Origin of the sequence: Chryseobacterium sp. ZHDP1 (assembly GCF_018603435.1) — a bacterium.
Taxonomy (GTDB): domain Bacteria; phylum Bacteroidota; class Bacteroidia; order Flavobacteriales; family Weeksellaceae; genus Chryseobacterium; species Chryseobacterium indicum.
Window position 1 is genome coordinate 2064112 of the sequence record NZ_CP075682.1, and the last position, 25501, is coordinate 2089612.

Genomic DNA, 25501 nt, shown 5'->3' on the forward strand with positions numbered 1-25501 from the left:
GTCTCCCCTACTTCCCATAAACATTAAATTCCATAATTCATAAGATGAGTTGGTTTAAGAATATTTTTAAAAAAGAAGAAAAAGAAACGTTAGATAAAGGATTGGAAAAATCCAGCCAGGGTTTCTTTGAAAAAATGACGAAAGCCGTAGTCGGCAAAAGCAAAGTAGATGATGAAGTTCTTGATGATCTTGAAGAAGTACTCATTGCATCCGACGTCGGCGCATCTACCACCATCAAAATTATAGAAAGAATTGAAGAACGCGTTGCAAGAGACAAATACGTTGGTGTAAACGAACTTGATAAAATCCTTCGTGAAGAAATCTCAGGTCTTCTTCTTGAAAATCCACACGCCGGAACCGGAAATATCGACACTTCCAAAAAGCCTTACGTCATTATGGTTGTCGGTGTAAACGGCGTAGGAAAAACGACCACCATCGGAAAACTGGCACATCAGTTTACCTCAGAAGGGAAAAAGGTCGTTTTAGGAGCGGCAGATACCTTCAGAGCCGCTGCAGTAGATCAGTTGGTGATCTGGAGTCAGAGAGTCGGAGTTCCTATTGTAAAGCAGGAAATGGGATCAGATCCGGCTTCCGTTGCTTTTGATACGGTACAGAGTGCGGTTGCCCAAAATGCAGACGTGGTTATCATTGATACGGCGGGAAGACTTCACAACAAGATTAATTTAATGAATGAACTTTCTAAAATCAAGAGAGTAATGCAGAAGGTTATTCCGGATGCTCCTCATGAGATTTTACTGGTTCTTGACGGTTCTACCGGTCAGAATGCTTTTGAACAGGCAAAACAATTCACGGCAGCCACGGAAGTTAATGCTTTAGCGGTAACAAAATTAGACGGAACTGCAAAAGGAGGGGTTGTTATCGGAATTTCAGACCAGTTCCAAATTCCTGTGAAATATATTGGCGTTGGAGAGAAGATGCAGGATTTGCAGTTGTTTAATGGTACGGAGTTTGTAGATTCATTTTTCAAGAAAAGATAACAACTAATATTTTTTTATAAATTAGTTGTATCTATTAACACTAATTTTAAAAAAATAATTATTATGTTTACATTTATTCTTTGGATTATCTTTGGACTAGTTGTAGGAGCTTTGGCTAAAATGATTATGCCTGGCAAACAAAACATGGGTTGGTTAATGACCTGTATTTTAGGAATTATAGGTGCCTTAGTAGGCGGATTTATTGCCAATGCTGTTTTTGGAGGAGGCGGAGCAAGCGACGAAAGAATGTTTCACTTCTGGCCCATTATATTTTCAGTGGGAGGCGCTTTAATTGTTCTGTGGATCTACGGAATGCTTACCAAAAAAAGCTAAACTTGATTAGGATAAAAATTAAAACGGCGGATTTGAAATTCAAATCCGCCGTTTCTTGTAAAATATATATAATTTAGTTAGTTGATTTTGATCTGGTAAGGCATTTCCATTTTCACTTCAGACTGTAGTTTTCTTTCCTCTACGATCTGTTCTAAGAGTTCATAATTTGCTTTTCCGATTTTGTTTTTCACCACTCTTGCAGAAATATCATCTTCATTAAGATCTTTAAAGATCTGCTCGAAAGGGGTCATGCTTTTAGGATAAGAAGAAACTTCGTAAGATTTTAATCCTGCTTTCTGAGCAGCAAATTTTACGGCATCATTCAATGTTCCCAATTCATCAACAAGACCGATCTGTTTGGCTCTTGTTCCGCTCCATACTCTTCCTCCTCCTACACTGTCAATCTGTTCAAAAGTCTGTTTTCTATTCTGCGTTACAAAATGCACGAATCTTTTATAAGTTCCTTCCACACTTCTTGTAATCAAACTCACCCCATAAGGCGTAACTCCGTTTAGAGAAGAATAATATTGAGAATTCGCATTGGTAGAGACAATATCTGAACGGATTCCGTTTTTATTCGCAATATCTTTGAAGTAAGGAATTACTCCGAAAACTCCGATCGATCCCGTAAGTGTATTGGGTTCAGAATAAATTTTATCTGCCGCCATTGCTATATAATACCCTCCGGAAGCCGCATAATCTCCAAAGGAAACAATTAATGGTTTTTTCTTTTTCAACTGCTGAAGTTCAAACAAAATTTCATCCGAAGCGTTTGCACTTCCTCCCGGAGAATTAATTCTGAAAACGACCGCTTTCACTTTATCATTATCCTGAAGTTCTTTAATGTATTTAATATATTTCTCGGAATGGATATCATTATAATCGTCTCCTCCATTAATAGAACCTGAAGCATACAGAACTGCTACTCTGTCTCCTGATTTTTCATCATCAGAATAAGAAGCAATATATTTACCTAAAGAAATTTTATTTAACTTATCGTCTCCTGATAAATTTAACTTCGATTTAATTAATTGATCGTATTCTGTTTTCTGAATAAGCTTATCTGCCAGTTTATATTTTAAACTTAAATCAGGAATCATTCCGTAAAGACTGTCCACAACCGTTCTGAACTGTGCCGTATCTATTTTTCTTGAAACCGCCATTCTTGAAGAAGTGTTTTTCCAGATATCATTTAAAAGTGTGCTTAACTGCTCTTTATTTTCCGGAGAAATATCGTTTCTCAAAAAAGGTTCAACAGCAGATTTAAATTTTCCGTGACGGATAACTTCAATCCCGATTCCGTATTTATCGGCAAAATCTTTATAAAAAGCGACTTCCGTTGCCAGACCTTTAAGCTCGATCATTCCCGAAGGATTAAGATAATACTGATCTGCAACCGATCCTAAATAATAAGCCGCCTGAGAAACCGTATTTCCATAAGCATAAACAAATTTCCCACTCTTTTTAAAATCCTGAATAGCATTTCTGAGATCGTCAATCTGAGTAATTCCTGCATTTAAATAATCGGCTTCAATACTTATTCCTTTAATATTATCATCGGTTTTTGCTTTTTCGATGGCTTCAATAGCATCATAAATCAACACATTTTTTGTTTGTTCGCTAATATTAAAAAGTCCTTTCTGCTCTTCTGTAGGACTATCTATTATATTGGTTTTTAAATTAATCGTAAGGACAGAATTTTTCTTTACCACTACGGATTTCTCACTTCCCATCGCGCTGAACACAAGCATGATGACGAAAAAGAAGAAAAACACAGCGCATAAAATGACAATTGCCACTATATTTGCCAGTACATTTTTAAAAAAACTTTTCATAAATCAATCATTTTAATAATATGTCGCAACATAAAGTCGTTTTGTTACTCGGAAGTAATCTTGGAGATCAAAAAAAAAATCTTGAAACCGCTATAAAAAAACTGCAAAATGGTGGAAATGAAATATTAAAATTAAGTGAATTTTTAATATCCGAGCCTGTAGAATTTGCCAGTTCTAATATTTTTTGTAATATTGCACTGATAATGTTGACTCATCTTTCGCCTATTCAACTGCTTGATTTTGTTAAAAGTATTGAACAAGAAATGGGAAGAACTAACGATTCTAAAGCTTCAGGAGGATATTCTGATAGAGTAATAGACATAGATATCGTTACATATAATGAATTAAAATTTGTCTCAGAAAGATTGGAAATCCCTCACAAAAAGCATCTTTTTGAAAGAGAATTTTCCAGAACATTATTAAAGCATTTTATCAAATAAAACATAAAACATATTGTATGAAATTAGGTTTATTATTATTGGCTACGTTGCCTATCGCTGCTTACGCACAAGATAGTATAGCTGTTACTTCAAATGATAGGTATCCAAATACATTCTCTTCAGGTTCTGCCAATGTTCAACCTTTCGACACAAAAGCTAAAAGATTTAACGACTGGTCTGTATCAGTAGGTGGAGGTGCTGCTTTTATGGTACACTCCGATCTTAAATCTATTACAGATAAAAAGATCAACTGGGGATACAACACTTATGTAAGCTTAGACAAACAGATTAACCACGTTGTAGGAATCAGCCTTATTTATCAGAGAGGTGAAACCAATCAGAGAGGGCAGCTTGAAGGTGCTGCAGGTGTAGCTGCCGGAGTTGCAGAAGCAAAAACAAAATATAATCAGGTTGCTTTAATGGGAGATGTTAACTTTTCTAATCTCTTAAGAAGAGTAGACAATCATTCTCCATACAGATGGGCATTGCACGGTTATGCAGGTATCGGTTTAATGAACTATAATACCTCTTTGTACGATAATAATGAGTTCAGATGGAGCACTACTCCTGCCAGAATACCTTTATTTATCAACCAAAAATTAGACATCAACTCGGTTTATTATCAGTTTGGTGCCGGTTTGAAGTATAAAGTTTCGAAACTTATCGACATTGAAGCAAGAACAATGTATATCATCAGTGGAGACGACGAATTCGACGGTGGCGGTAACGCAGGTCCGGCAGATTATGATGTTACTTCAAAAGTTTCAAAATATAATATGCTTAATAAAAGAAGATCAGACAATGCATGGACTGTTAACCTGGGAGTTTCTTTCAAATTAGGAAAACACAATTCTCACCTTGCATGGCACGATCCGCTTCAGGAAGCTTATTACAGAGCCTATGTTCTGGAAAATAAAAGTACAGATCTTGTAGTTTGTGAAAAAGGAGATCTTGATAACGACGGAGTATGTGACGATTGGGACAGACAGCTTGATACTCCTGCAGGAGCAAGAGTAGACGGAGCCGGAGTTGCTTTAGACATGGATCTGGATGGCGTAATCGATTTATATGATAAGTGTGTAACGGTTCCGGGGCCGGTTGAAAACCAAGGTTGTCCAACTACAACTAAATAACTATAACTAAATCATTTAATTAACTAAATAAAAAATACACTATGAAATTAAGTTTAGCAATTGTTGCATTAGCACTTACTGTTCCTACAGTTGCCTTTGCACAGGACTCAACTGCGGTAGTTTCAAACGGGCAATATCCAAATACGTTCTCATCGGGCTCTGCAAATGTTTCCCCGTTTACCAATAAATCTAAACGTTTTAACGATTGGGCAATCTCTTTCGGTGCTGGTGTACCTTTAATGCAGTCTTCAGATTTAACATCTATAAAAAACGGAAACGGTAAAAACCTTTTTGGTTATTCTGCATATGTGAGTATTGATAAAGCTATTACTCATGCTTTTGGTATTAATTTACAATATGACAGAGGTGAAACCAGACAAGGATGGTTCAATACCAAAGATTCTGCCCCTAGTGATGCCTCTGCAACTCAGCACGTAGGTGCAAGAACGCAATATGATGCGATCTCATTATTAGGAGATATTAACTTCTCAAACCTATTCAGAAGAGTTGATAACCATTCTCCTTACAGATGGGCTTTACACGGATATGCAGGTGTGGGAACAATAGCATACAGAGCTTTCCAGAAGGATGAAAAAGGACAAAGACTGGCTGCGGAAATTAAGCCGTTCCAGCTTGGTTCAATGTTCGCTCAGGCAGGTGCCGGTGTGAAATTTAAAGTAAACAGAAGAATCGACATAGAAGGTAGATTAATGTATGTAATGACCGGAGATGATGAATTCGATGGTGGAGGCCGTAAATACGATCCGATCAACCAGCGTGAAGAACAGGTTTCTGATAACTTCTTTAATGCTACTTTAGGGGTTTCTCTAAAACTTGGAAAACACGAATCTCACTTAATGTGGCATGATCCGCTTCAGGAGATCTACTATAAACTAGATGTTTTGGCTAACAAAAACCAGGATATTGAAGTTTGTAAGAAAGGAGATCTTGATAACGACGGTGTTTGCGACGATTGGGACAGACAGCTTGATACTCCTGCAGGTGCAAGAGTGGACGGTGCAGGTGTAGCTCTTGATACTGATCTTGACGGTGTAATCGATCTTTACGATAAGTGTGTAACCGTTCCGGGACCAGTTGAAAACCAAGGCTGTCCTACAACAGCTCCTACTCCGATTGGACCTGTAACTGATTCTACAAGAACTCTGGAAGGAATTGAATTTGATCTGAATTCAGACAGAATTTTACCTTCTAACACTCCAATTCTTAACAACGCAGTAAATTATATTAATTCTTCCAGTGGATCTTACACAGTAGTTGGAGCAACAGATACGAGAGCTTCTGATGCATATAACCAAAAACTTTCTGAAAGAAGAGCGAACAACGTAAAAGATTATTTAATTAAAAACGGAGTTCAATCTGGTAAATTAAATGCAGTAGGTAGAGGTGAAAAAGATCTTAAGTATCCTGAATGTAACCCTGCTACAAAATGCCCTGAATGGAAAAACAGAGCAAACAGAAGAGTTTACTTCGAAGCTAAATAATTAAATTTATTATTAAATACATAAAAGCCATGCATTGCGTGGCTTTTTTTGTCGGAATACTTTTATTACTTTTATCCCATGATTTCTCAGCAAGATTTTCAAGAGCTAAAATTTAAAACCCTGAAACATTTCTGGGGTTATGATGGTTTTCGGGATTCTCAGGAAGCAATTATCGATTCTGTTATCAATGAAAAAGACACTCTTGTTCTTCTGCCGACCGGAGCCGGGAAATCGCTTTGCTATCAGCTTCCTGCTTTATTAAAAGAAGGAACCTGTCTGGTTATTTCCCCTTTACTCGCCTTGATGAAAGATCAGGTAAACCAATTGAAATCAAGAGGAATTGAAGCAGAATATCTGTCTTCGGAACTGGATGAATATGATGCTGAAAATATCTATGACCGATGCAAAGAAGGACTGACAAAGTTGCTGTATGTTTCTCCTGAACGAATTACCAATAAACAGTTTCTGCAGAATATTGAAGAAATTGAACTGTCATTCATTGCAGTAGATGAAGCGCATTGCATCTCAGAGTGGGGACAGGATTTCCGTCCGAGTTATCAGAATATCAAAGAATTCAGAAAAAACAATCCTGAAATTCCTTGTCTGGCTTTAACGGCAACCGCTACGCCAAAAGTTCTGGAGGAAATAAAATTAAAACTGGAATTAAAAAATCCGCAGGTTTTTCAGAAAAGTTTTAAAAGAGACAATATTAAAATTTTCATGGAAGAAGTTTCGGATAAATTTCAGAAAGTCTTCGATATTTTAAAATTCTCCAACGAATCGGGAATCGTTTATGTAAGAACCAGAAAAGAGGCTGAACTTCTCAGTGAATTTCTGAAAAAAAATCAGCTTAAAAATGTAGATTACTTTCACGCAGGTTTATCCACAAAAGAAAAAAATACCAAACAGGAAATATGGAACAGAAGCAGTAACCATGTTTTAATTTCCACCAATGCTTTCGGGATGGGAATTGATAAGGATAATGTACGTTTTGTACTTCATTACTCTCCTGCTCCTTCCATTGAAAATTATTATCAGGAAATCGGTCGTTCCGGAAGAGACGGAAAAGAAAGTTTTGCATTTCTGCTTTGGAATAAGCAGGAACTTTTAAACTTTGACCAAATTTTAAAGAACCAGATTCCAAATAAAGCTGAGTTTTTAAAAATCGTTACTTACCTCTACTCTATTTTTCAGGTTGCCGAATTTGAACTTCCGGAAAAAGTTTTTCAACTGAATATCAACGGAATTTATAATTTCACGAAACTTTCGAATGCGAAGATCAGAAATGTTCTCAATTTTCTTCACAATCAGGAAATTATCTATTTTAACGAACATAAAAGTCTTTCATCACTACAACTTTTGATGGAAGCCCATGAAATCGATCAGCTTCCTCGAAAAGATGCCTATTTTTTAGAACTGATGCTTCGTACGATTTCCGGAATTACTACACATAAAGTGATGTTCAGTGAACAGCAGGTAAGCGGAAAAATCGGATCAAGTGTTGAATTAATAAAAGAAAGACTAAAAGAGCTTCAGCAAAAAGGATATGTGGAGTATATTGATGGGGCTTTAACCAGCGTAAAATTTCTAAAACCAAGAGATGAAAGATTAAACAGCTCTGTGTACTGGAAACTTTTTGAACATATTCAGAAAAATAAAATCCAAAAGTGGGAAGAAATGAAATTTTATATCGAAGATGAAAAATACTGTAAAATGAAGCTCATCCTAAACTATTTCGGTGAAAAAAATACTAAAAACTGTGGGCAATGCTCTGTTTGTGAGCGAAATAAACAGTCAATCTTCGGGAAAAACATTTCACACCAGATTCTGAATCTGCTCGGCAAAAGACCAGCAACGATTGAAGAACTTTCTATCCAGCTGAGCTATCATTCAAAAGAGAATATTCTGGAAAATTTAATTTTTCTTCTGGATACCGGAAAAGTAAAAATGCTGAATTTCAGAACGTATGCTTTGGCTTAAGATACTTCAGTAAGCTCGGCATTACATTTTTCTGATTCCAACTGCCAATTTTAAAATTCAAATCTTTCAATCCTTCTTCAAAGACCTTATCTTTGCACTATGAAATCATTGAAAGTTGTATTTTTAGGAACTCCGGAGTTTGCCAAAGCTTCTCTGGAAGCCATTCATCATTCTCATCACGAAGTTGTGGGCGTTGTAACGGTTGCGGATAAAGCGAGCGGACGAGGACAGAAAATCAATCAGTCTCCGGTAAAAGTTTTTGCCGTAGAAAATAATCTTCCTGTTTTTCAGCCTGAAAAGCTTAGAAATCCCGAGTTTTTAGAGGAATTGAGAAAACTGGAAGCCGATGTTTTTGTAGTGGTCGCTTTCAGAATGATGCCGAAAGTTTTGTTTGAAATGCCAAAAATGGGAACTTTCAACCTTCATGCTTCTCTACTTCCCGATTACAGAGGTGCAGCACCCATCAATTACGCAATTATCAACGGAGAAGAAAAATCCGGAGCTACAACGTTTTTTATCAATGAAAAAATTGATGAAGGAAATATTCTGCTTCAGGAAGAACTTCCCATTTTACCGGACGAAAACGCAGGAAGCCTTCATGACAGACTCATGGAAATGGGCTCTGAACTCGTGGTAAGAACATTAAACGGATTGGCAGAAAACTCAATTACAGAAAAACCACAGCCGGAAGTTGAGCATCCGAAAAATGCATTTAAAATTTTTAAAGAAGATACAAGAATCGACTGGACAAAAAATTCGAAAGAAATTCATCAGTTTATTTTGGGAATGTCTCCTTATCCTGCAGCTTTCACCACTTTAAAGATAGGCGAGGAAGAAAAAGGGCTTAAAATTTTCGGTGGGAAATTTGAAATTTCGGATCATGGAAAAACAGCCGGAAGTTTGGAAATCTCTAAAAACGGATTTAAGATTTTTACCCAAGACGGAGAATATTTTCCATCAGAATTACAGCTTGAAGGAAAAAAGAGAATGAACATAAAAGATTTTCTGAACGGTTTCAGGAATTTCGACGAAATAAAAATGGCTTGAGAAATCAAGCCATTTTTATTTCGTCGAAGTGAATTGTCAACAGTGAATTCACTTCATTATCAATTTTAGCATTGTATTCACTTGCAGAGCAAAATTGACCATTCACAATTCACATTTTATAGCTGCACCATTTCAGTTACCTCAACATCATATCCGCCAACCTGCGGCTTCACATTAGGATTCTGGGTAATTACTTTAAATTTATTAATTCCCAGATTTTTAAGAATTTGAGTTCCGATTCCGTAATCTCTGTAATTGAATGCCAAAGTCGGATGCTGCTGTTGTCCGTCCTGATAATTAAGAAACTGCTGTAGTTTTCTTAATGTATTTTCAGAGTTTGAAACATTATTAATGAAAACAATGGCTCCTTTTCCTGCTGCATTTACCATAGAGGTTACTTTTTCCAACTGAGGTTTTTCTCCGTTATTCAGTCTCGTTAACACATCAAAATAAGAATCTGATGACTGAACTCTTACCAAAACAGGCTCATCAACCGTCCATGAACCTTTGGTTAAAGCAAAATGGATCTGATCGTTGGATGTTTCTCTGAAAGCAAAGAAATCATAATCTCCGTAAGCGGTTTTTACTTTTCTTTCTTCAATTCTTTCAATAAGATTTCCTTTTTTAAGCTGATAATGAATTAAATCTTCAATGGAAACTATTTTCATATCATGTTTCTGTGCAAAAGCATAAAGCTCCGGCAAACGCGACATAGAACCGTCTTCATTCATGATTTCACAGATTACCCCTCCTTCTTTAAGACCGGCAAGACAAGTTAAATCTATTGCAGCTTCTGTGTGCCCGGCTCTTTTCAGAACACCTCCTTTTTTGGCTCTTAAAGGAAAAATATGACCGGGACGCATGAAATCTGTCGGCTTGGATTTTTCATCCATCAGAGCCAGAATGGTTTTTGCTCTGTCGCTTGCAGAAATTCCGGTAGAAGTTCCGTTTCCTAATAGGTCTACAGAAACGGTGAAAGCTGTTTCTTTCGGATCACTGCTTCGGCTTACCATTACTTCAAGACCAAGCTCATCACATCTTTTTTCAGGAAGCGGCATACAGATAAGCCCTCTTCCGTGAAGTGCCATAAAGTTAATAATTTCAGGTGTTGTAAGCTCTGCCGCACAAAGAAAATCGCCTTCGTTTTCTCTGTCTTCATCATCCACTACTATGATTATTTTACCATTTTTAAGGTCTTCTATCGCCTCTGGAATAGTATTTAACTTAATATCAGACATTTTTACTTTTTAAATTTTTGCAAAGATACTTATAAAAATATGCATCTCCCAATATTATAAATTCTTTATTATTCGCCAAATACGGAGTTTTTAGCTTTTCTGAAAATATGATAAGACTCCAGTCTTTTCTGATGGTCGTAAATATGAGAATTAATCATCAGTTCGTCCACATTAAATTTTTCCTGAAAACCTTTCAATTTCTCTTCTATTTCACTCTGATCTCCAATGAAAGTGTATCTCAGTTTCTGCAACACCATGGATTTTTCCATGGGCGACCAGATGTCGTCCATATCATCAACCGGCGGCGCAAAAGGCTTTCTGTCGTTTCTTACAATATTAATGAAAGCCTGAAACAAAGTTGTCGACATTTTATGCGCTTCTTCCGAAGTTTCCGCAGCAATTCCGTTGACACAGGCAATGATATAAGGTTGGTCTAAGTATTTTGACGGTTCAAAATGTTCTCTGTAAATATTGAAAGCCATTTCCATCTGCTCCGGCGCAAAATGTCCCGCAAAAGCATACGGAAGTCCCAATTCCGCGGCTAGAAATGCACTATCTGTACTGGAACCTAAGATATACATCGGAATATCCAGTCCTTCTCCCGGAATGGCACGAACCAAGGCATCACGGTTTTCTTTGGAAAAATATTTCTGTAATTCTAAAATCTGTCTTGGAAACTGTTTGTTGATCATTGCCGGATTTCTTCCTAAAGCCTGAGCGGTTAAACCATCAGTTCCCGGAGCTCTTCCCAAACCAAGATCAATTCTTCCGGGAAAAAGTGATTCAAGGGTTCCGAACTGTTCGGCAATCACTAATGAACTGTGGTTCGGAAGCATAATTCCTCCGGAGCCCACTCTTATTTTTTTGGTTCCGTTGGCGATAAAACCAATCAGAACGGAGGTTGCAGAACTGGCAATGCTTTCCATATTGTGGTGTTCGGCAAGCCAGAATCTTTTATAATCTAAATGTTCAGCATGGATTGCTAAAGACAAGCTGTCCTGAAAGGTATCATGAACAGTTTTCCCCTGTTTTACGGGAGCAAGATCCAATACTGATATTTCAAAATTTTTCATATCGGGATATTCTGTTTAGACAAAAGCATTTCGTAAACTTTTGTCGGTTTCATTATTTTAAATTTTACGCAACAAAGATAAGACTAATAAACTGCATTAGTTACTTTTTGTAATCGATAGGATTAATGGTGAGGTTCAGGGAAAAACTATGAGAAATCAGGCTAATATTAAATTGCTTTTTTGAATAATCACTTTTTGTATATTTGGTATTGATTTCAATTCAAAATTTAACCATGAAAAAACTCTTATTTCTTATTATCATTTTAATTTTTACAGGAAAAATATTTTCTCAAAAAAAACTGAATATTCCTACTACATTTCCCACCGAATATGGAACATTTACTTTTCCTTTAGGTTCAAAAATTATTTTAGAACTGAAAGAAAATGGCAATAAATATGAATACCGCGTTTTGAGCATGGAACCTTATAAAGAATATTATCCTTTAAGTAAGGAGAAGGATATTTTCTCAAAAGATATTAAAGAAAATACGATTGAAGTTTTTTTCACAGGAGCTTACTATAACGAAGGGAAGGAAGATAAAGACTGGAAATCTCTTTTATCTTTAAAAAGCAATGTAAAAACATCTTTAATCTATAAAGCGGATATAAAATATTATTTCAAGGATGAATTTGAAAACACCTCTATTTCAGGAGTTTTTCCCAAGGCGAAAATGAATGAAATATGGGGGCATAAAATTGATTTCATTACTTTATATGACTTTGAGAAATTAAAAAGATAAGATCAATAATTAAAACATGAAATCAAAAATAAGGTATATCGAAAACAAATCTTCCGGTCATCACGGATCTGCGTGGATTGGTTGGGTTGAATTTTCAAAATCCGGACAAACGGTATATTTCAATAATAAGGCTCTTAAAAAACTTAAAATTCCCGGCATTTCGGGAAATCATTTTGATATTGAAACGGGCGAAGAATATTGGGTTTCCGGAGTGAAGAAAAATGGACAGGACAGACATCAACTTGGCGGCGGAAAGATTATGATCGACAGAAAATCTGTTCCTGAATATTTAAAACTCGTTGATTTTACTGTTTTAGATGAAAATACATATACGCTGATTGATTTTGCAAAAACCGATAAGCAAAGATTTAATGAAATAGAAAATGAAGAAATATTCTTCAAAGATACAAGTCGTCATTCAAGTTATTATGACAACAATCAACGGAAATTAATTTTAAACAGAGACTATTGAAAATTGCAACCCTCAACATCGATTGGGCAAGAAAAAAGAATTCTTCAGGAACCGCGGAATTTCTTAATCAGTTTGATTTCGATTTCCTTATTCTTACGGAAGCCATTGATCTTGATCTTCAAAATTTTCCGTATCAATATCTCTGTTCGCCGATTCCTGAGAACACCGTTTATGAAAATCTCAATTATTCGGAATATTTAAAAGGAGAAAAAGCTTTCCGGACAGTTTTGTACTCTAAAATTCCTTATTCGAAAAAATATGCTGTAACGGATGAAAAAACTAATCTCGCTTTGGAATTTGAAACAGAATTGGGAAAAATTGTTTTCTACTGTACGATTATCGGAACTTGGTTTAACCGAAAACCTTTTGTTGATATCGAATTGCAGAATACCATCCACGACTGTCGAAAAATTTATGCAGAGAACAAAAATATTTTTATCGTTGGTGATTTTAATACATCATTCAGAAAAGGAGAAGAACAATTTTCAATTAATTTAAAAACAACAGAAGCTTTAAAAAATCTTTTTGAAGAACTGAATATCATCCCTGTAACTTCAGAAATTAAAGAAAATATCGATCACATTATCATTCCGAAAGTTTTTTCACCCAATACAGAATTCAGAATTTTTGTGGATAAAAATGTGGTGAGTGATCATAAAGGCATTTCTATTTCGGTGAAAAAAATTTAAATTCTATACTATTTAATATATGCCATTTATGTTATATCTTTATTATTCTAAAAACTAAACGGTGAAAAAGAAAAGTGTAATCTTACTGCTTTTATTCATTATAAGCTGTGAAAAAATCAAAATTGTAAAAGAAACAACTGAAAACAGAGATTCACTGATTACAAACACAAATATTTTTTCAAAGACTGCTGAAGATAAACAGAAAAAATATGAAAGTCAAAAAATAAAAAATTTAAATTCAAAACATTATACAACACTCGATACTGTAGTGATACGTAATGAAAATGATTTTTTATTAAAACTGAGCAGACAAGATTTCAACAAAATAATCGATAATCACCCTGAATTTTTCGATGAAATAATCCAAAGTCCAGATATTACTTACCGAAATTTTGGTTCAGATTTCAGCAGTGAAGCCGGACAAGATCAGTATTATAATCTGTATGCTTATTTTCTTGCACAAAAGAACGGAGTAGAAAAGAATGCCCGACATCGCAAAAAATTAATCAGAATTTACTCTGCTATCAATTCGATTTTTGGCTATCTCGCGAATGGCGGAACATTTTTCGGGCATCAGCAATCCCGCCTTGTTGCGAATGCTGAATATGCTGTCTATCTTCATTCTGAATCAGATAACAGTCAATCCAAAGATGAATATGATGTTTCAAAACAAAAGAAACTTTATATACAGTCTCTGAGACAAAGGATCGACGACGAGGTTAAAATTGATAAAGAATCTACAGCAAAGGAAAAAACTGAGCGGATTCAGGAGCTTAATGGATTTGTTAACGAAATTGACCTCTTAATTACAAATCTATTTTATCTTCGATGTGCACAGCATTTTCAATATAATTACTACTAAATTTTCAAAAAATTCAGCAAAAGAAAAAATAACATATAACGATTAAAAAAAATAATTTAAAATGAAAAGCATTTATCTACTTCTTTTATCCTTTCTGTTACTAAGCTGCAACTTTAACCAGTTTTACAAAGACCGGGAATCCGATAAAGCAGATGGTGAAAAAGTGCCGCAGAAGTTTTACTGGGAAATTCGATACGGTGGAAATCAGGATAATATTTTTAAGCTGTTCGGAGAAAAATTTTTCAGTGTAACGAGCAAAGAAAAACTTACAGAACTTTTAAATGTGACGGGACAGATCGGTCCTGTTGAGGAATATAATCTTTCTCACTGGGAAACAATGGTTGTAAAAGGCAGTAATCCCAAGAGTGAATATCTTTTCGTTTACGATGTGAAAAGAGGTACTGAAAAAACACAGGAAACCTTCACTCTGGAAAAAGATGAAAACGGCGATATCAAAATTGTAGGCTATCGTGTGAATCAGGATATGCTTAGCAAATAAAAAAGGTCAGTAATTTTATCAATTGCTGACCGTTTTTACTTCTTCTCAGAAAACTTTTATTTTTCTTCGGTATACCGTTTAAAAACCTGTTTTTCTTTACCTTCCATTTTATTCTGAATCACCAAAACATCTTTAGTCAGTTCCTGAATTTCAAATGTTTTTTCTTTTCCCAGTAACGTAATTTTCAGGTTTCCTTTGGTTCTTTCAATTTTATAAGGACCGGTCATTCCGCCAATCATTCCGTTGGAAGCCTGATCGATCATTTCAAGACTTGCCGTACTGTCTTTTTTAAAGGTGAATATTCCGGTAGAATTGCTGTTCGCAATGGATTTCTGCGACCATGAACCGATAAGCAGATCATAATTGAATTTGGAACCGTGATCTGCATTCAGTAAAAATGCAAACAGAAAAGTAAATAAATATTTCATTGTGATGAGGATTTAAGACCTAAAAATACAAAAATTCATCTGGATTTTATTCTTCCAAAATTTTATGATAAAAAAACCTCACAGGTTTTAAAAACCTGTGAGGTTTGTGGCTGATAAATCAGCAATATTTTATTGATTTTTCTCTTTCAGGTAATTGAAATGATTGATCAGAATACGGATTTCGTTAAATTCAAAATGACTCGGGAGAACATTTTTCCACTCCGTTAAAGTTTCTTTGGGATCTTTGTAGAAAGTATCTTCAAAGGCTTTTATTTTATCCGAAGTAACCACTCTTGAAATATCGAGCAATCCCTGTTCTGCAAATTTTGCGAGATGACCAATCACGGTTTCTTTCACCAGTCCTCTTTCCAAAGCAATTTCCCCGATGGTTTTCCCCTGCTCAAACAACTGGAACGTGAGAACCTGAGACGGAACTTTTGCGACTTTCATGCTCACTTCCTTGTTATTGATCTCGTCCAGAAGTTTTGTTTCCAGCAAATGAATTTCCTTTAAACTGTTTAAATATTCTTCAATATCTTCCAGCCAAACACGAAATTCTTCGTTATACTGTTTCAGACCTTTTGTTCCTTTAATTTCGGCATAAAAATCTTTCAGCGGACTGAAAACCTTATCTCTGATTGCGGTAAAAAAGAAGTTCACCGCGCCTTTGGTTTTGCTTTCAATTTCAGACCATTCTTCTTTCTGCTCAATAAAATTATTCACCTTTTGAGAAATAACCCTTTCCAGTTTTTCGAAAATCTTGCCGAGATTAACGATTTCAGGTTTTAACTGGTTATATAATTGCTTCGTCTTAAGATGATCCAGACTTTTTGTAACAATAGAAAGATTATTCCAGTCTTCAACTTCTTTTAAAAGCCACTGAGAATCGACTGCACGAAGTACTTTCCTGATGCTGTAATCGTATTTTTCGTTGTTTAAAATCTTTTCAACCTGATCATTCGCAACTGTATCGGTATGGAAATGCAGAATTCTGTTGTCTTTAAAAATAACTTCGGGCGTAATTTTAGATTTCAGAACAATCCCTTCCAGAGTACGGCAACGCGATAAAGCAACATACACCTGTCCTGCGGTAAAACTCTTTCCGGCATCGATAATCACCCGGTCAAACGTCAAACCTTGACTTTTATGAATGGTAACCGCCCATGCTAATTTTATCGGAAACTGTTCGAAACTCCCCAAAACTTCTTCTTTGATATTTTTATCGGTATCCAGAAAATATTTTTTCTGTTCCCAGACTTCACGTTTTACGGTAATTTCCCTTTCGCTTCCGTCGAGAATTACTTTAATTTCGTTTTCGTCCAACGCAGAAATTTCGCCCAGTTTTCCGTTGAAATATCTTTTTTCTCCTGAAATATCATTTCGGATAAACATGATCTGCGCTCCGATTTTCAAGTCTAAAAACTGTTCGTTCGGGAACTGATTTTCTTTAAATTCTCCGAAAAGTTTCGCTTCGTAGGTTTTAGAAGTTACTTTTATTTCATCGAGTTTTTCCTGATTGATATCGTCTGCCATTTTATTGTGCGAACAGAGATAAACATAAGGTTCGTCTCCGGAATTAAAATCCGGATCATATCTTTCATTTAGCCTTTCAAAATCTATATTCGCAATATCTCCGTCACGGATCGCATTCAGAATGGCAAGAAAATCTTCATCCGACTGACGGTAAACTTTGGTTAACTCTATTGTAATTAATGGGATTTCCTTAATCGCATGGCTATCAAAAAAGAAAGGCGAATTGTAGTACATTTTAAGAATATGCTCATCCCTCACAACCGGAGGAAGCTGATACAAATCTCCGATGAACAACATCTGAACCCCTCCAAAACGCTGATTATTTCTACGGATAAACCTCAGAGAAAAATCCATCATATCGAGAACATCGGATCGAAGCATGGAAACCTCATCAATAATAATTACTTCTACTTCCCGCAAAAGTTTAAGCTTATCTTTTCTGTATTTGAAATGAGGCATCAGGTCTGCAATATTATTTGCCAGACTCGTATCAATTCTTTCCGTAGTTGGTAAAAACGTTCTTAACGGCAGTCCAAACATGGAATGGATGGTTACGCCACCTGCATTAATGGCTGCAATTCCTGTAGGAGCCACAACGATGTGTTTTTTTCTGGTACGTTTTACAAAATCGTTGAGGAAAGTCGTCTTTCCTGTTCCTGCTTTTCCCGTTAAAAATACGCTTCGGTTGGTATGTTCTATTAAGTCAAAAAAATGATTGTTCATCGCTGTCAAAATTACGGAAATGAAACTTAAAATCCTTATCTTGGCATAAGTTTTGAAAATTTTGAAACAGAAAAAAGTCATTATGCTAAAACCTCTTTCTTATATTTCTGCTGTATTATTCAGTGTTTCGGTAATATTTGTTTCGTGTGGAACCGCTAAAGAAGCAAACGCCAATCTTCCTCAGGATATCGCAGAAAGACCTGCCGATGAAAGCAGCCAGAAATACGATCAGGCACAGCTCGACAGAATTCGGGTTTCCATTGAATCTGAAGTTACGAAAGAAAAATGTACAGATGCAAACGAATGGGCTTTCGCTCCGATGGGCGCTAAATCCTGCGGCGGACCTCAATTCTATATTGCCTATCCTAAAAAAATGGAAGAAAGTATTCTAAACAGAATTGATGATTATACTGAAAAAGTAAAAGCATTTAACCAGAAATACGGAATTATGTCGGACTGCATGATGGTAAATCCTCCTACTGCAATTAAATGTATAAAAGGTAAAGCCGAACTTATTTACTAATTAAAACCATTAAATTCTTTCAGGAATTTCACTAAGGATAAAAAAAGCACTGCTGAAATTTTTAGCAATGCTTTTTTATTTTCATGAATTTGAATTTACTTTGAAAATTTACCTGCGAAGCAAAATTCACCATTCATCATTGAATTAAAATTTATCCTTCTACATTCTTCACGTTTTCTTTATACCATGAAGAATATTTTACGTAATTATCTGCAATTCTGTTCACTTCCCCTTCCAGAAGCTGCGAATTGATGTCTTTGATTTTTCTTGCCGGAACACCGCCCCAGACTTCTCCGGATTTCACATGCGTCCCCTGCGTTACGACAGATCCTGCTCCAATAATTGAATTTTCTTCCACAAGACAGTCGTCCATTACAATCGCTCCCATTCCGATAAGCACATTGTCTTTAATGGTACATCCGTGAACAATTGCGTTGTGACCGATAGATACGTTATTTCCGATATTCAGAGGATGTTTCTGATAGGTACAGTGTAACATTGCATTGTCCTGAACATTTACTTTATTTCCCATTTTGATGTAGTGAACATCTCCTCTAATCACCGCATTATACCAAATGCTGCAGTCTTTTCCCATGGTAACATCGCCAATGATTGTTGCTGTTTCTGCCAGAAAAGTATTTTCTCCTATTTGTGGTGTTTTACCTAAAAGTTCTTTTATTAAAGCCATATGTATGTAATGTTAATTTAACAAATTTAAAAGTGACACATAAAGATAAATGAGCATTCCTCCTATCACTGATACTATCATTTCTAAAAAAAGAATGGTTAGTTTACTTTTAATAACATATTGAAATCCAAAATCAATGATTAACAATAAAACGGGAACAAAGATTCCGAAAAACAAAACCACTCCATAAAGCAAAAACGCCCCTTCTGTTCTACAAGCTGTATACATAGCAAAAATGAAGAGTATCAGAGCGAGAATATTAAATAAGGAAATTTTATAACTGAAATTCATGGATTCAAATCAATAATAACACTAATAGCAAAAATCTAACTCTCCATTTTCTTCAATCCCACTTCTTATGCGTATTTTTGTATCTCAAATTTAAAGAAAAAATGCGTACGATACTTATAGAGCCAACCGAAAACCCGAAAGTGATGAAATTTGTAGCAGATTACAATCTCATCCCGGGATCTTTGGAGTTGGACAGAGATTCTGATATTTCAGAAATTCCTATTGCTCAGGAACTTTTCAATTATCCGTTTGTGGAAAGAATTTTCATCACGGCAAATTTTGTAGCAGTTGCAAAACAGGATACGGTAGAATGGGAACATGTGGCAGAAAGCCTTAAAAATGTAATTGAGGATGAATTGCTTGCAAACCCTAGAATTTATCTTCAGAAGAAAAAAGAAATGTACCAGATTTATGCGGAAATGACTCCGAACCCGAATGTAATGAAATTTGTTTCGAACAAATTATTGCTTGAAGGTTTTGTAGAAGTAAAATCAAGAGACGCGGCGGAAGGTGTTCCTTTGGCTCAGGCAATTTTCAATGAATTTGATTTTGCGAAGGAAGTTTTCATTTCAGATAATTTTGTAGCAGTTACGAGAGACAATTCTGTGGAATGGCATCAGGTAATGATGACGGTTCGTGCATTAATTGCAGAATACCTACAGAACGGCGGCGAAATTTCAAATATTGAGGCTCAAAAGCATGAAAATCCTGTTGAAAAAATCATCAACAGAGAATATACAGACGACGAACAGAAAATCTCAGATATTTTAAATGAATATGTAGCTCCTGCAGTAGAAAACGACGGCGGAAAAATTTCTTTAATGGAATATGACAAAGAAAATAAAACCGCAAAAATGCTTTTACAGGGTGCCTGTTCCGGATGTCCAAGCTCAACAGCTACGCTAAAAGGCGGAATTGAAAATATTTTAAAACAGTTTGTTCCTGATTTAGTAGAAAAAGTGGAAGCTGTAAACGGATAAAAAACATAAGTAATCAGTAATAAGCACTATTAAATTACTCATTACCATTACTCATTATTTATATTTTATGAAAGGAATTTTATTAGTAAATCTTGGTTCGCCGAAGTCTACGGCAGTTAATGATGTAAGAGAATATCTGGATGAATTCCTGATGGATGAAAAAGTGATCGATTACCGCTGGTTTTTCCGCGCACTTCTGGTACAGGGAATTATCCTGAACACAAGACCGAAAAAATCTGCGGAAGCTTATAAAACGGTTTGGACGGACGAAGGTTCTCCTCTTATCGTGATCACAGAAAAAATTCAGAAGAAACTTCAGAAAGTAGTGGATGTTCCTGTGGAAATCGGGATGAGATATGCGCAGCCGAGTATTGAAGCCGGAATTCAGAAACTGGTAGATCAGGGAGTTTCCGAGATTGTACTTTTCCCGCTGTATCCTCAGTATGCGATGAGCACGACAGAAACGGTGGTGGAAAAGGCAGAAGAAGTAAGAAAACAGAAGTTTCCGAAGGTAAAGATCAATTATATTCAGCCTTTTTACGATCGTGATATTTACATCAACTGTTTAGCGGAAAGCATCAGAGAAAAACTTCCTGAAAATTTCGACGCGCTTCAGTTTTCTTATCACGGAGTTCCGGAAAGACATATTTATAAAACCGATCCAACGAAAACGTGTAATCTGAATGACTGCTGTTCCAGAGAAAGCAATCCAAGTCATACGTTTTGCTACCGTCACCAATGTTTCAAAACAACGAATCTGGTAATTGAAAAACTGAATCTCCCCAAAGAAAAAACTATTGTTTCTTTCCAGTCGAGATTAGGAAAGGACAAATGGATCGAACCTTACACCGATGAAACACTGGAAACCATTCCTAAAAAAGGAGTAAAAAATCTCGCGATTGTGTGCCCTGCTTTCGTTTCAGATTGTCTGGAAACACTGGAAGAAATTTCAGTGGAAGGAAAAGAGCAGTTTTTACACGGCGGAGGAGAAAATTTCCATTACATTCCATGTCTTAATGATGAAGACCGATGGATTGAAGTGGTAAAAACACTTTGCGAAGAAAAGCTTCATGAGTTTTATCTCGTATAATAATCTTTTTGATATAAAGTAATAAAGAAGACCACAGGAAAATCCTATGGTCTTACTTTTTTTAATTATGATATTACTACTGTTATTTTTTAATTAAGTTTCCTGCTTTTTGTCCATTTACAGTTACCACATAAATTCCCGGAAGCATATTACCCGGAAGCTGAATTTCCACTCTGTTCGCTCCGTCTGTTAATTTCATTTTCTCGGAAATTTCTCTTTTACCTGTCAAGCTCATTACTTCTACTACTCCGCTTCCTTCTTTACCTTCAAATGATACGGTAAATTTATCTGTTGCCGGATTTGGACTTATTGTGTATAATGAAGCATCTGAAGCGGCAGTTTTTCCTGCAGCAGACGTTCCGCCTCCTACTCCCACAGCATTCCATGCATTGGTAACCTGAGTAACTTCAGCACTTCCTGCACCGTATAAATCTGCAGCCGCCTGAAGAGAATACGTTCTTGCATTCAGATAAGTTGAAGAAGAGGATAAATATGTTGTAAGAGTTCTGTAAGCGATAGCTGCCGCTTTATCCAGACCGATTCCCGTAACATTGTAAGCAAATCCTTTATCATTTGTTCCGGTTCCTCCGGTTACTAATAAATAGTACCAGAAATTAAGAACTCCTGAATTCGTATGAACTCCACAGTAATCATTGGTCTGAGTAGGACTTGCACAACCTGTTGTAGTAGTTGCTTTCCAGTACGTTCCAAGATAAGTATCCGGCTGTCCGTAAGCATTCGGGTTTGCCATATCTCTGATTACATAACTGAAATCTTCTCCTAATTTCCAACTATTTTGTGTAGGTCTTGCCCAACGCTCTATTGAATTTCCAAAGATATCGGAAAAACCTTCATTTAAAGCTCCGGATTCTCTCTGATAAGCAAGATTTGCTGTTTTAGAAGTCATGCCGTGAGTAATTTCGTGACCACAAACATCCAAAGCTGTAAGAGGTTTTCCTCCGTTTGTTGTGGAACTTCCGTCACCATAAGTCATTCTGGTTCCGTCCCAGAAGGCATTAAAATAATTGGTAGAGTAATGCACATACGATTTTATTGCAAAATGATTGTTATCGATACTCTTTCTTCCGAATTTAGTATACAGATAATCCAACGTCATTTCTGCTCCCCAATGTGCATCAGTTGCATATTGATCTTTGTTGGTATTAACGTTATTCCATGTATTATCCGCATCTGTAAAATCTACTGCCGAAGCATAGTTGGTTCCTTTTTTAAGGTCAAAAGTCTGAACAGCCGTTCCGCCGTTTCTTCCTGTTTCTCTTAATCTGTAGCTTCCGTTGTAAGAATCTGTTACGATGCTTCTGCTTCCGCTGTAACCTGTAACAGCTGTTCCCGGAGTATTAACTTCGTGGATAATCGCATCAACTCCCAATACCTTACCGTCTTTTGCGTCTACAAATACATATTGTCTGCTTAATGGCTTTTCAGCATAGATGTCGAATTTGTAAGCCAGCTTCAAATCCTTCATTTTATCATCAGCAGGATCAGAATAATAAACCACTTCTCCTTTAGGAGCGAAAGATGCACTGGCATCATTTGATTCTTTTTTAATAAATTCTTCCTCTTCTTTATTCTGCCATTTGTAAGAATCTGCGCCTACAAATGCCATCGCGTTCTGTAATGCGATGCTTTCGGAAATTTTAGCACTTTTTTCTAAATTTTTAGGAGTCTTAACAATCCATTTTCCGGATTCTCCTACAATTTTGCCGTCTTTGGTTTGTACAGCCATCATCCCGTATTCTACAGGAATTCCATCGATGGTCTGCTGAAATCTGTGCGTTTCAAATCCCAACTGATCTTTTTCAAAACCCAACTTGCGACCCTGAGCTTGGGATAGTCTTTGTGAAGTTTCATCAAATAAAACCGGACTGCCCTGAAAAGCAGGTCTGTCTTTTTCGAATCTCATAAAATCTGCATGCAGTCCGTCTTTAGCCGGAATTAGTTTAGACGGTACATTTTGTCCGAAAACAAAAGAACATACAGCAACACTTGACACTAAGATAAATTTCATTTTCATAATAAATATTTATTGGTTTTAAATTTAATTAACAAAAGATTTATACCAAATTAACGAAATAAATATTAAATATTCAATAGAATTTATAAATCAGCAAAAAAATCATAATCACAATTTTACAATAAACAACTTCTTTAATGTAAAATTTAATCATTAAATATATTTTATGTTAAAATATTTAACATAAATAATTAATTTATGAATTATTTTTTTTCACTATGCAGGGCATTATAATTCAAAAATGTATGAATTATATAAGAAAAGGTTAGAAATTTAAGACAATGTTAAAAATTTAAAAACAAATTCACACCCCCTTAAAAAAGCTAAGTTTTTTTTTAAAAAAAATCAAAAACAAACAAAACACCCCCTTTTTAAATAGTAAATATTTTGAAAATAAATATTTTTTACTACCTTTACCCTATAAAATTACATTGCTAATTAAAAAGACAGATCAGATGAATGCAACTGCCGAAATTCTAAAAAATAAAATAGAAAACTTAAATCCGGAAATGCTGGAAACTTTTGCGAAGATGGTAGAAAGTCTTGAAATGAAAAATAAAACAGCGATATCGCAATTTTATCTGGACGAAATTTTATATAGAATTCAGTTTCACAGGGAAAATCCCGATACTAAACTGGACTTCTACGAAAATATCTCGGAGCTGAAAAAGTACTGTGCCTAAACGATGAATGTATTGCTCTCTTCTATTGCCAAAAACGACATAAGACTTCTTATGAGAGTTTTTAATGCGGAAAAAGAATATAAAGGAACTGATTTTTTAGAAGAATTAAAAGAATGTGTAAATGGAATTTCAAAAAAAGAGAGAAAAAAGATTCAGGAAACTCTCGTGGAAACAATGCATGATTTCCCAGTAAATATCCATTATCTTTTTGAAGATGAAGAAAACATTTTAATAACCGCTGTATTCAAAACATAATCACCAAAACTTCCAGACTATTATTATATTCAAACCTCACGGATTTATCTGTGAGGTTTTTTAGTTAATGACATTAATATTTTGCATGAAATCAATCGGCTGTAAAATTATCTCACCGGCGTTCTGAATTCGCCATACCCCATTAATCCATCGTAATTTCTTCCGAAAGGGGCATAATATAAAAATGCCTGATAAAGATTTTCCGTCTGCCAGAAATTACCGTTCACTTCACCGAAATTAAGTCTTCCATCGGGATTTTTTGTTGCCAGAATATAGTTGTAAAAACCCTGCTTCAGATATATTTTTGCCACATATTTTTTTAATGTCTCATCATACTGCATCTGGTTTTCTTTGCCTGGTTTAAAATTATTGAACCCTCCCAAAACAAAAATTTCTTTGTCGACCGGCTCAGAATCAAGGTAAAAATGTACCCATGAATAATCTGCTTCTCTCGTAGCATCCCTTTCTCTTCCCAGATCATTTCTACGGTAAAACCATGCACCGTTAACGTCCGGCTGATACTGATAATTCAGCGGGAAAGCCCAGACCGGATGAAGATAAGTCTGGTTAACTCCGTCCAAAAGTTCGGTTGCACGAACCATATCTGCAGCCATGTTCATATTTTTATTATCGAAATAATAAAATTCATTATTCCCAGGAAATATCAAGGAAAGCTGCTGAAAAAGAAGCTGGTTTCCCAATGTCGCACTAGGTTTTAAATTATTTATTGTAACATTCGGATTATTGTTCTGCATTACATTCAGCGTCATGGAATTTACATTCGATGTTATATCTCCGCCTTTGGGAACTGCTTTCACTTCTATCCTTTGGTTCGCATCCGGATTTCTTGCATCAGCAAATCTTGAAACCCCTATTGCTAAAGTTGCTGCATCTTCCACTACATAAAACCTTCTTTTGAAAAGTGGTTTTTCAGCAGAATCTTTGTACACAATAAGCTCGAAATTCCCGGATATTTTCGGCTGCATTTTCTCGTTCGGGAAATTCAGCGTGTAGTGCGTATATGATTGCAGTGTATTGAAAGAGTACTGAAATTTATCAAGCAAACCGTTTAAACTTCCATTGGCAAATTCTGTAAAAAAGAGATTATCGTCTTCCCAGTTTCTGTTGTAATGCTTTATGGTATATCTGTAAATTTCGCTAGCATTGGTAAGATCATCGAAACTTAAAACCAACTGCTGATTAAAATTAATAACCGGCGTTTCGTCATTGGTCTGTGGATTAAACAATTGAATACTCTGGATATTCTGTCCAAAAACCAGTCCGCCCAAAGAAAGTAAAAGTAGCTGCAATGTTTTCATTATGACGAAGATAACGAAAAATCGTTTTTAAACATACAATACGGGAATCTTTATCAATTAAAAATTTATTAAAACTTTTAAACCAAAACTTTTGTAGCTACCTTTGTTTCCA

25 protein-coding genes are annotated in these 25501 nt (G+C 35.7%); 17 read left to right on the forward strand and 8 right to left on the reverse strand.

The genetic code is table 11. The annotated features are described in order from the left end of the window. The first annotated feature begins 44 nt into the window (after positions 1-44). Both ftsY and KKI44_RS09495 read left to right on the forward strand, forming a co-directional pair. The gene (ftsY, locus tag KKI44_RS09490; RefSeq protein WP_087712363.1) at positions 45-998 is read left to right on the forward strand and encodes a signal recognition particle-docking protein FtsY; all 954 of its coding nucleotides are present in this window, start codon (positions 45-47) and stop codon (positions 996-998) included. Between the two features lie 63 nt (positions 999-1061). Beyond that, the gene (locus tag KKI44_RS09495; protein WP_214590778.1) at positions 1062-1331 is read left to right on the forward strand and encodes a GlsB/YeaQ/YmgE family stress response membrane protein; all 270 of its coding nucleotides are present in this window, start codon (positions 1062-1064) and stop codon (positions 1329-1331) included. A gap of 77 nt (positions 1332-1408) precedes the next feature. Here KKI44_RS09495 and sppA read toward each other — a convergent pair whose 3' ends face one another. Then, positions 1409-3166 carry a signal peptide peptidase SppA gene (gene sppA, locus KKI44_RS09500; protein ID WP_214590779.1) on the reverse strand — a complete coding sequence of 586 codons (1758 nt, stop codon included), beginning with the start codon at positions 3164-3166 and terminating at the stop codon, positions 1409-1411. A 20-nt stretch (positions 3167-3186) separates the two neighbouring features. Here sppA and folK point away from each other — a divergent pair, with 20 nt between their 5' ends. The 5 genes from folK to fmt all read left to right on the forward strand — a co-directional run bounded on the left by folK (position 3187) and on the right by fmt (position 9268). Then, entirely contained in the window at positions 3187-3606 is a 420-nt protein-coding gene (folK, locus tag KKI44_RS09505) for a 2-amino-4-hydroxy-6-hydroxymethyldihydropteridine diphosphokinase (protein WP_214590780.1), read from the forward strand. Positions 3607-3623: 17 nt separating this feature from the next. Then, positions 3624-4739 (forward strand): outer membrane beta-barrel protein, encoded by a 1116-nt coding sequence (locus tag KKI44_RS09510; protein ID WP_214590781.1) that lies wholly within the window; start codon positions 3624-3626, stop codon positions 4737-4739. Between the two features lie 41 nt (positions 4740-4780). After that, positions 4781-6241, forward strand: a complete 1461-nt coding sequence (locus tag KKI44_RS09515) for an OmpA family protein (protein ID WP_214590782.1) — start codon at positions 4781-4783, stop codon at positions 6239-6241. Between the two features lie 78 nt (positions 6242-6319). Beyond that, positions 6320-8221, forward strand: coding sequence for an ATP-dependent DNA helicase RecQ (locus KKI44_RS09520; RefSeq protein ID WP_214590783.1), 1902 nt, complete (start codon positions 6320-6322; stop codon positions 8219-8221). Positions 8222-8320: 99 nt separating this feature from the next. After that, positions 8321-9268, forward strand: coding sequence for a methionyl-tRNA formyltransferase (fmt, locus tag KKI44_RS09525; RefSeq protein ID WP_214590784.1), 948 nt, complete (start codon positions 8321-8323; stop codon positions 9266-9268). Positions 9269-9384: 116 nt separating this feature from the next. Here fmt and ribB read toward each other — a convergent pair whose 3' ends face one another. Then, positions 9385-10506, reverse strand: a complete 1122-nt coding sequence (gene ribB / locus KKI44_RS09530) for a 3,4-dihydroxy-2-butanone-4-phosphate synthase (protein WP_214590785.1) — start codon at positions 10504-10506, stop codon at positions 9385-9387. A gap of 68 nt (positions 10507-10574) precedes the next feature. Continuing rightward, positions 10575-11579, reverse strand: coding sequence for an LLM class flavin-dependent oxidoreductase (locus tag KKI44_RS09535; RefSeq protein WP_214590786.1), 1005 nt, complete (start codon positions 11577-11579; stop codon positions 10575-10577). A gap of 233 nt (positions 11580-11812) precedes the next feature. Between KKI44_RS09535 and KKI44_RS09540 the strand changes: the two genes are divergently transcribed. From KKI44_RS09540 to KKI44_RS09560, 5 genes are all read left to right on the forward strand, one after another. Next, positions 11813-12319 carry a hypothetical protein gene (locus tag KKI44_RS09540; RefSeq protein WP_214590787.1) on the forward strand — a complete coding sequence of 169 codons (507 nt, stop codon included), beginning with the start codon at positions 11813-11815 and terminating at the stop codon, positions 12317-12319. Between the two features lie 16 nt (positions 12320-12335). Then, the gene (locus KKI44_RS09545) at positions 12336-12791 is read left to right on the forward strand and encodes a hypothetical protein (protein WP_214590788.1); all 456 of its coding nucleotides are present in this window, start codon (positions 12336-12338) and stop codon (positions 12789-12791) included. Next, entirely contained in the window at positions 12788-13480 is a 693-nt protein-coding gene (locus KKI44_RS09550) for an endonuclease/exonuclease/phosphatase family protein (RefSeq protein WP_214590789.1), read from the forward strand. Before KKI44_RS09545 ends, KKI44_RS09550 begins: the two co-directional genes overlap by 4 nt. 61 nt (positions 13481-13541) lie before the next feature. Then, complete coding sequence (locus KKI44_RS09555; protein WP_214590790.1) at positions 13542-14342, forward strand: hypothetical protein; 801 nt, start codon at positions 13542-13544, stop codon at positions 14340-14342. Positions 14343-14403: 61 nt separating this feature from the next. Continuing rightward, positions 14404-14841, forward strand: coding sequence for a hypothetical protein (locus KKI44_RS09560; RefSeq protein WP_214590791.1), 438 nt, complete (start codon positions 14404-14406; stop codon positions 14839-14841). 56 nt (positions 14842-14897) lie between these two features. Here the strand turns inward: KKI44_RS09560 and KKI44_RS09565 are convergent, their stop codons facing one another. Both KKI44_RS09565 and KKI44_RS09570 read right to left on the reverse strand, forming a co-directional pair. Then, positions 14898-15269, reverse strand: coding sequence for a hypothetical protein (locus KKI44_RS09565; RefSeq protein WP_214590792.1), 372 nt, complete (start codon positions 15267-15269; stop codon positions 14898-14900). Positions 15270-15398: 129 nt separating this feature from the next. Then, positions 15399-17525 carry a helix-turn-helix domain-containing protein gene (locus KKI44_RS09570; RefSeq protein ID WP_214590793.1) on the reverse strand — a complete coding sequence of 709 codons (2127 nt, stop codon included), beginning with the start codon at positions 17523-17525 and terminating at the stop codon, positions 15399-15401. Positions 17526-17607: 82 nt separating this feature from the next. On the opposite strand from KKI44_RS09570, the gene KKI44_RS09575 reads away from it, so the two are divergent. Then, on the forward strand, positions 17608-18048 hold the full coding sequence (locus tag KKI44_RS09575; protein ID WP_214590794.1) for a hypothetical protein: 441 nt from the start codon (positions 17608-17610) through the stop codon (positions 18046-18048). Between the two features lie 151 nt (positions 18049-18199). Here the strand turns inward: KKI44_RS09575 and KKI44_RS09580 are convergent, their stop codons facing one another. Then, positions 18200-18736 carry a gamma carbonic anhydrase family protein gene (locus KKI44_RS09580; RefSeq protein WP_214590795.1) on the reverse strand — a complete coding sequence of 179 codons (537 nt, stop codon included), beginning with the start codon at positions 18734-18736 and terminating at the stop codon, positions 18200-18202. Positions 18737-19128: 392 nt separating this feature from the next. Between KKI44_RS09580 and KKI44_RS09585 the strand changes: the two genes are divergently transcribed. Together KKI44_RS09585 and hemH are read left to right on the forward strand one after the other, a co-directional pair. Continuing rightward, positions 19129-20007 carry a NifU family protein gene (locus KKI44_RS09585; protein ID WP_087712341.1) on the forward strand — a complete coding sequence of 293 codons (879 nt, stop codon included), beginning with the start codon at positions 19129-19131 and terminating at the stop codon, positions 20005-20007. Between the two features lie 67 nt (positions 20008-20074). Continuing rightward, the gene (gene hemH / locus KKI44_RS09590; RefSeq protein ID WP_214590796.1) at positions 20075-21097 is read left to right on the forward strand and encodes a ferrochelatase; all 1023 of its coding nucleotides are present in this window, start codon (positions 20075-20077) and stop codon (positions 21095-21097) included. Between the two features lie 82 nt (positions 21098-21179). Here the strand turns inward: hemH and KKI44_RS09595 are convergent, their stop codons facing one another. Next, complete coding sequence (locus tag KKI44_RS09595; protein WP_214590797.1) at positions 21180-23132, reverse strand: M4 family metallopeptidase; 1953 nt, start codon at positions 23130-23132, stop codon at positions 21180-21182. Positions 23133-23587: 455 nt separating this feature from the next. Here KKI44_RS09595 and KKI44_RS09600 point away from each other — a divergent pair, with 455 nt between their 5' ends. Both KKI44_RS09600 and KKI44_RS09605 read left to right on the forward strand, forming a co-directional pair. Continuing rightward, on the forward strand, positions 23588-23815 hold the full coding sequence (locus KKI44_RS09600; RefSeq protein WP_214590798.1) for a hypothetical protein: 228 nt from the start codon (positions 23588-23590) through the stop codon (positions 23813-23815). Between the two features lie 51 nt (positions 23816-23866). Continuing rightward, positions 23867-24070, forward strand: a complete 204-nt coding sequence (locus KKI44_RS09605) for a hypothetical protein (protein ID WP_214590799.1) — start codon at positions 23867-23869, stop codon at positions 24068-24070. A 107-nt stretch (positions 24071-24177) separates the two neighbouring features. Here KKI44_RS09605 and KKI44_RS09610 read toward each other — a convergent pair whose 3' ends face one another. Continuing rightward, positions 24178-25389 (reverse strand): type IX secretion system plug protein domain-containing protein, encoded by a 1212-nt coding sequence (locus tag KKI44_RS09610; protein ID WP_214590800.1) that lies wholly within the window; start codon positions 25387-25389, stop codon positions 24178-24180. Between the last annotated feature and the right edge of the window lie 112 nt (positions 25390-25501).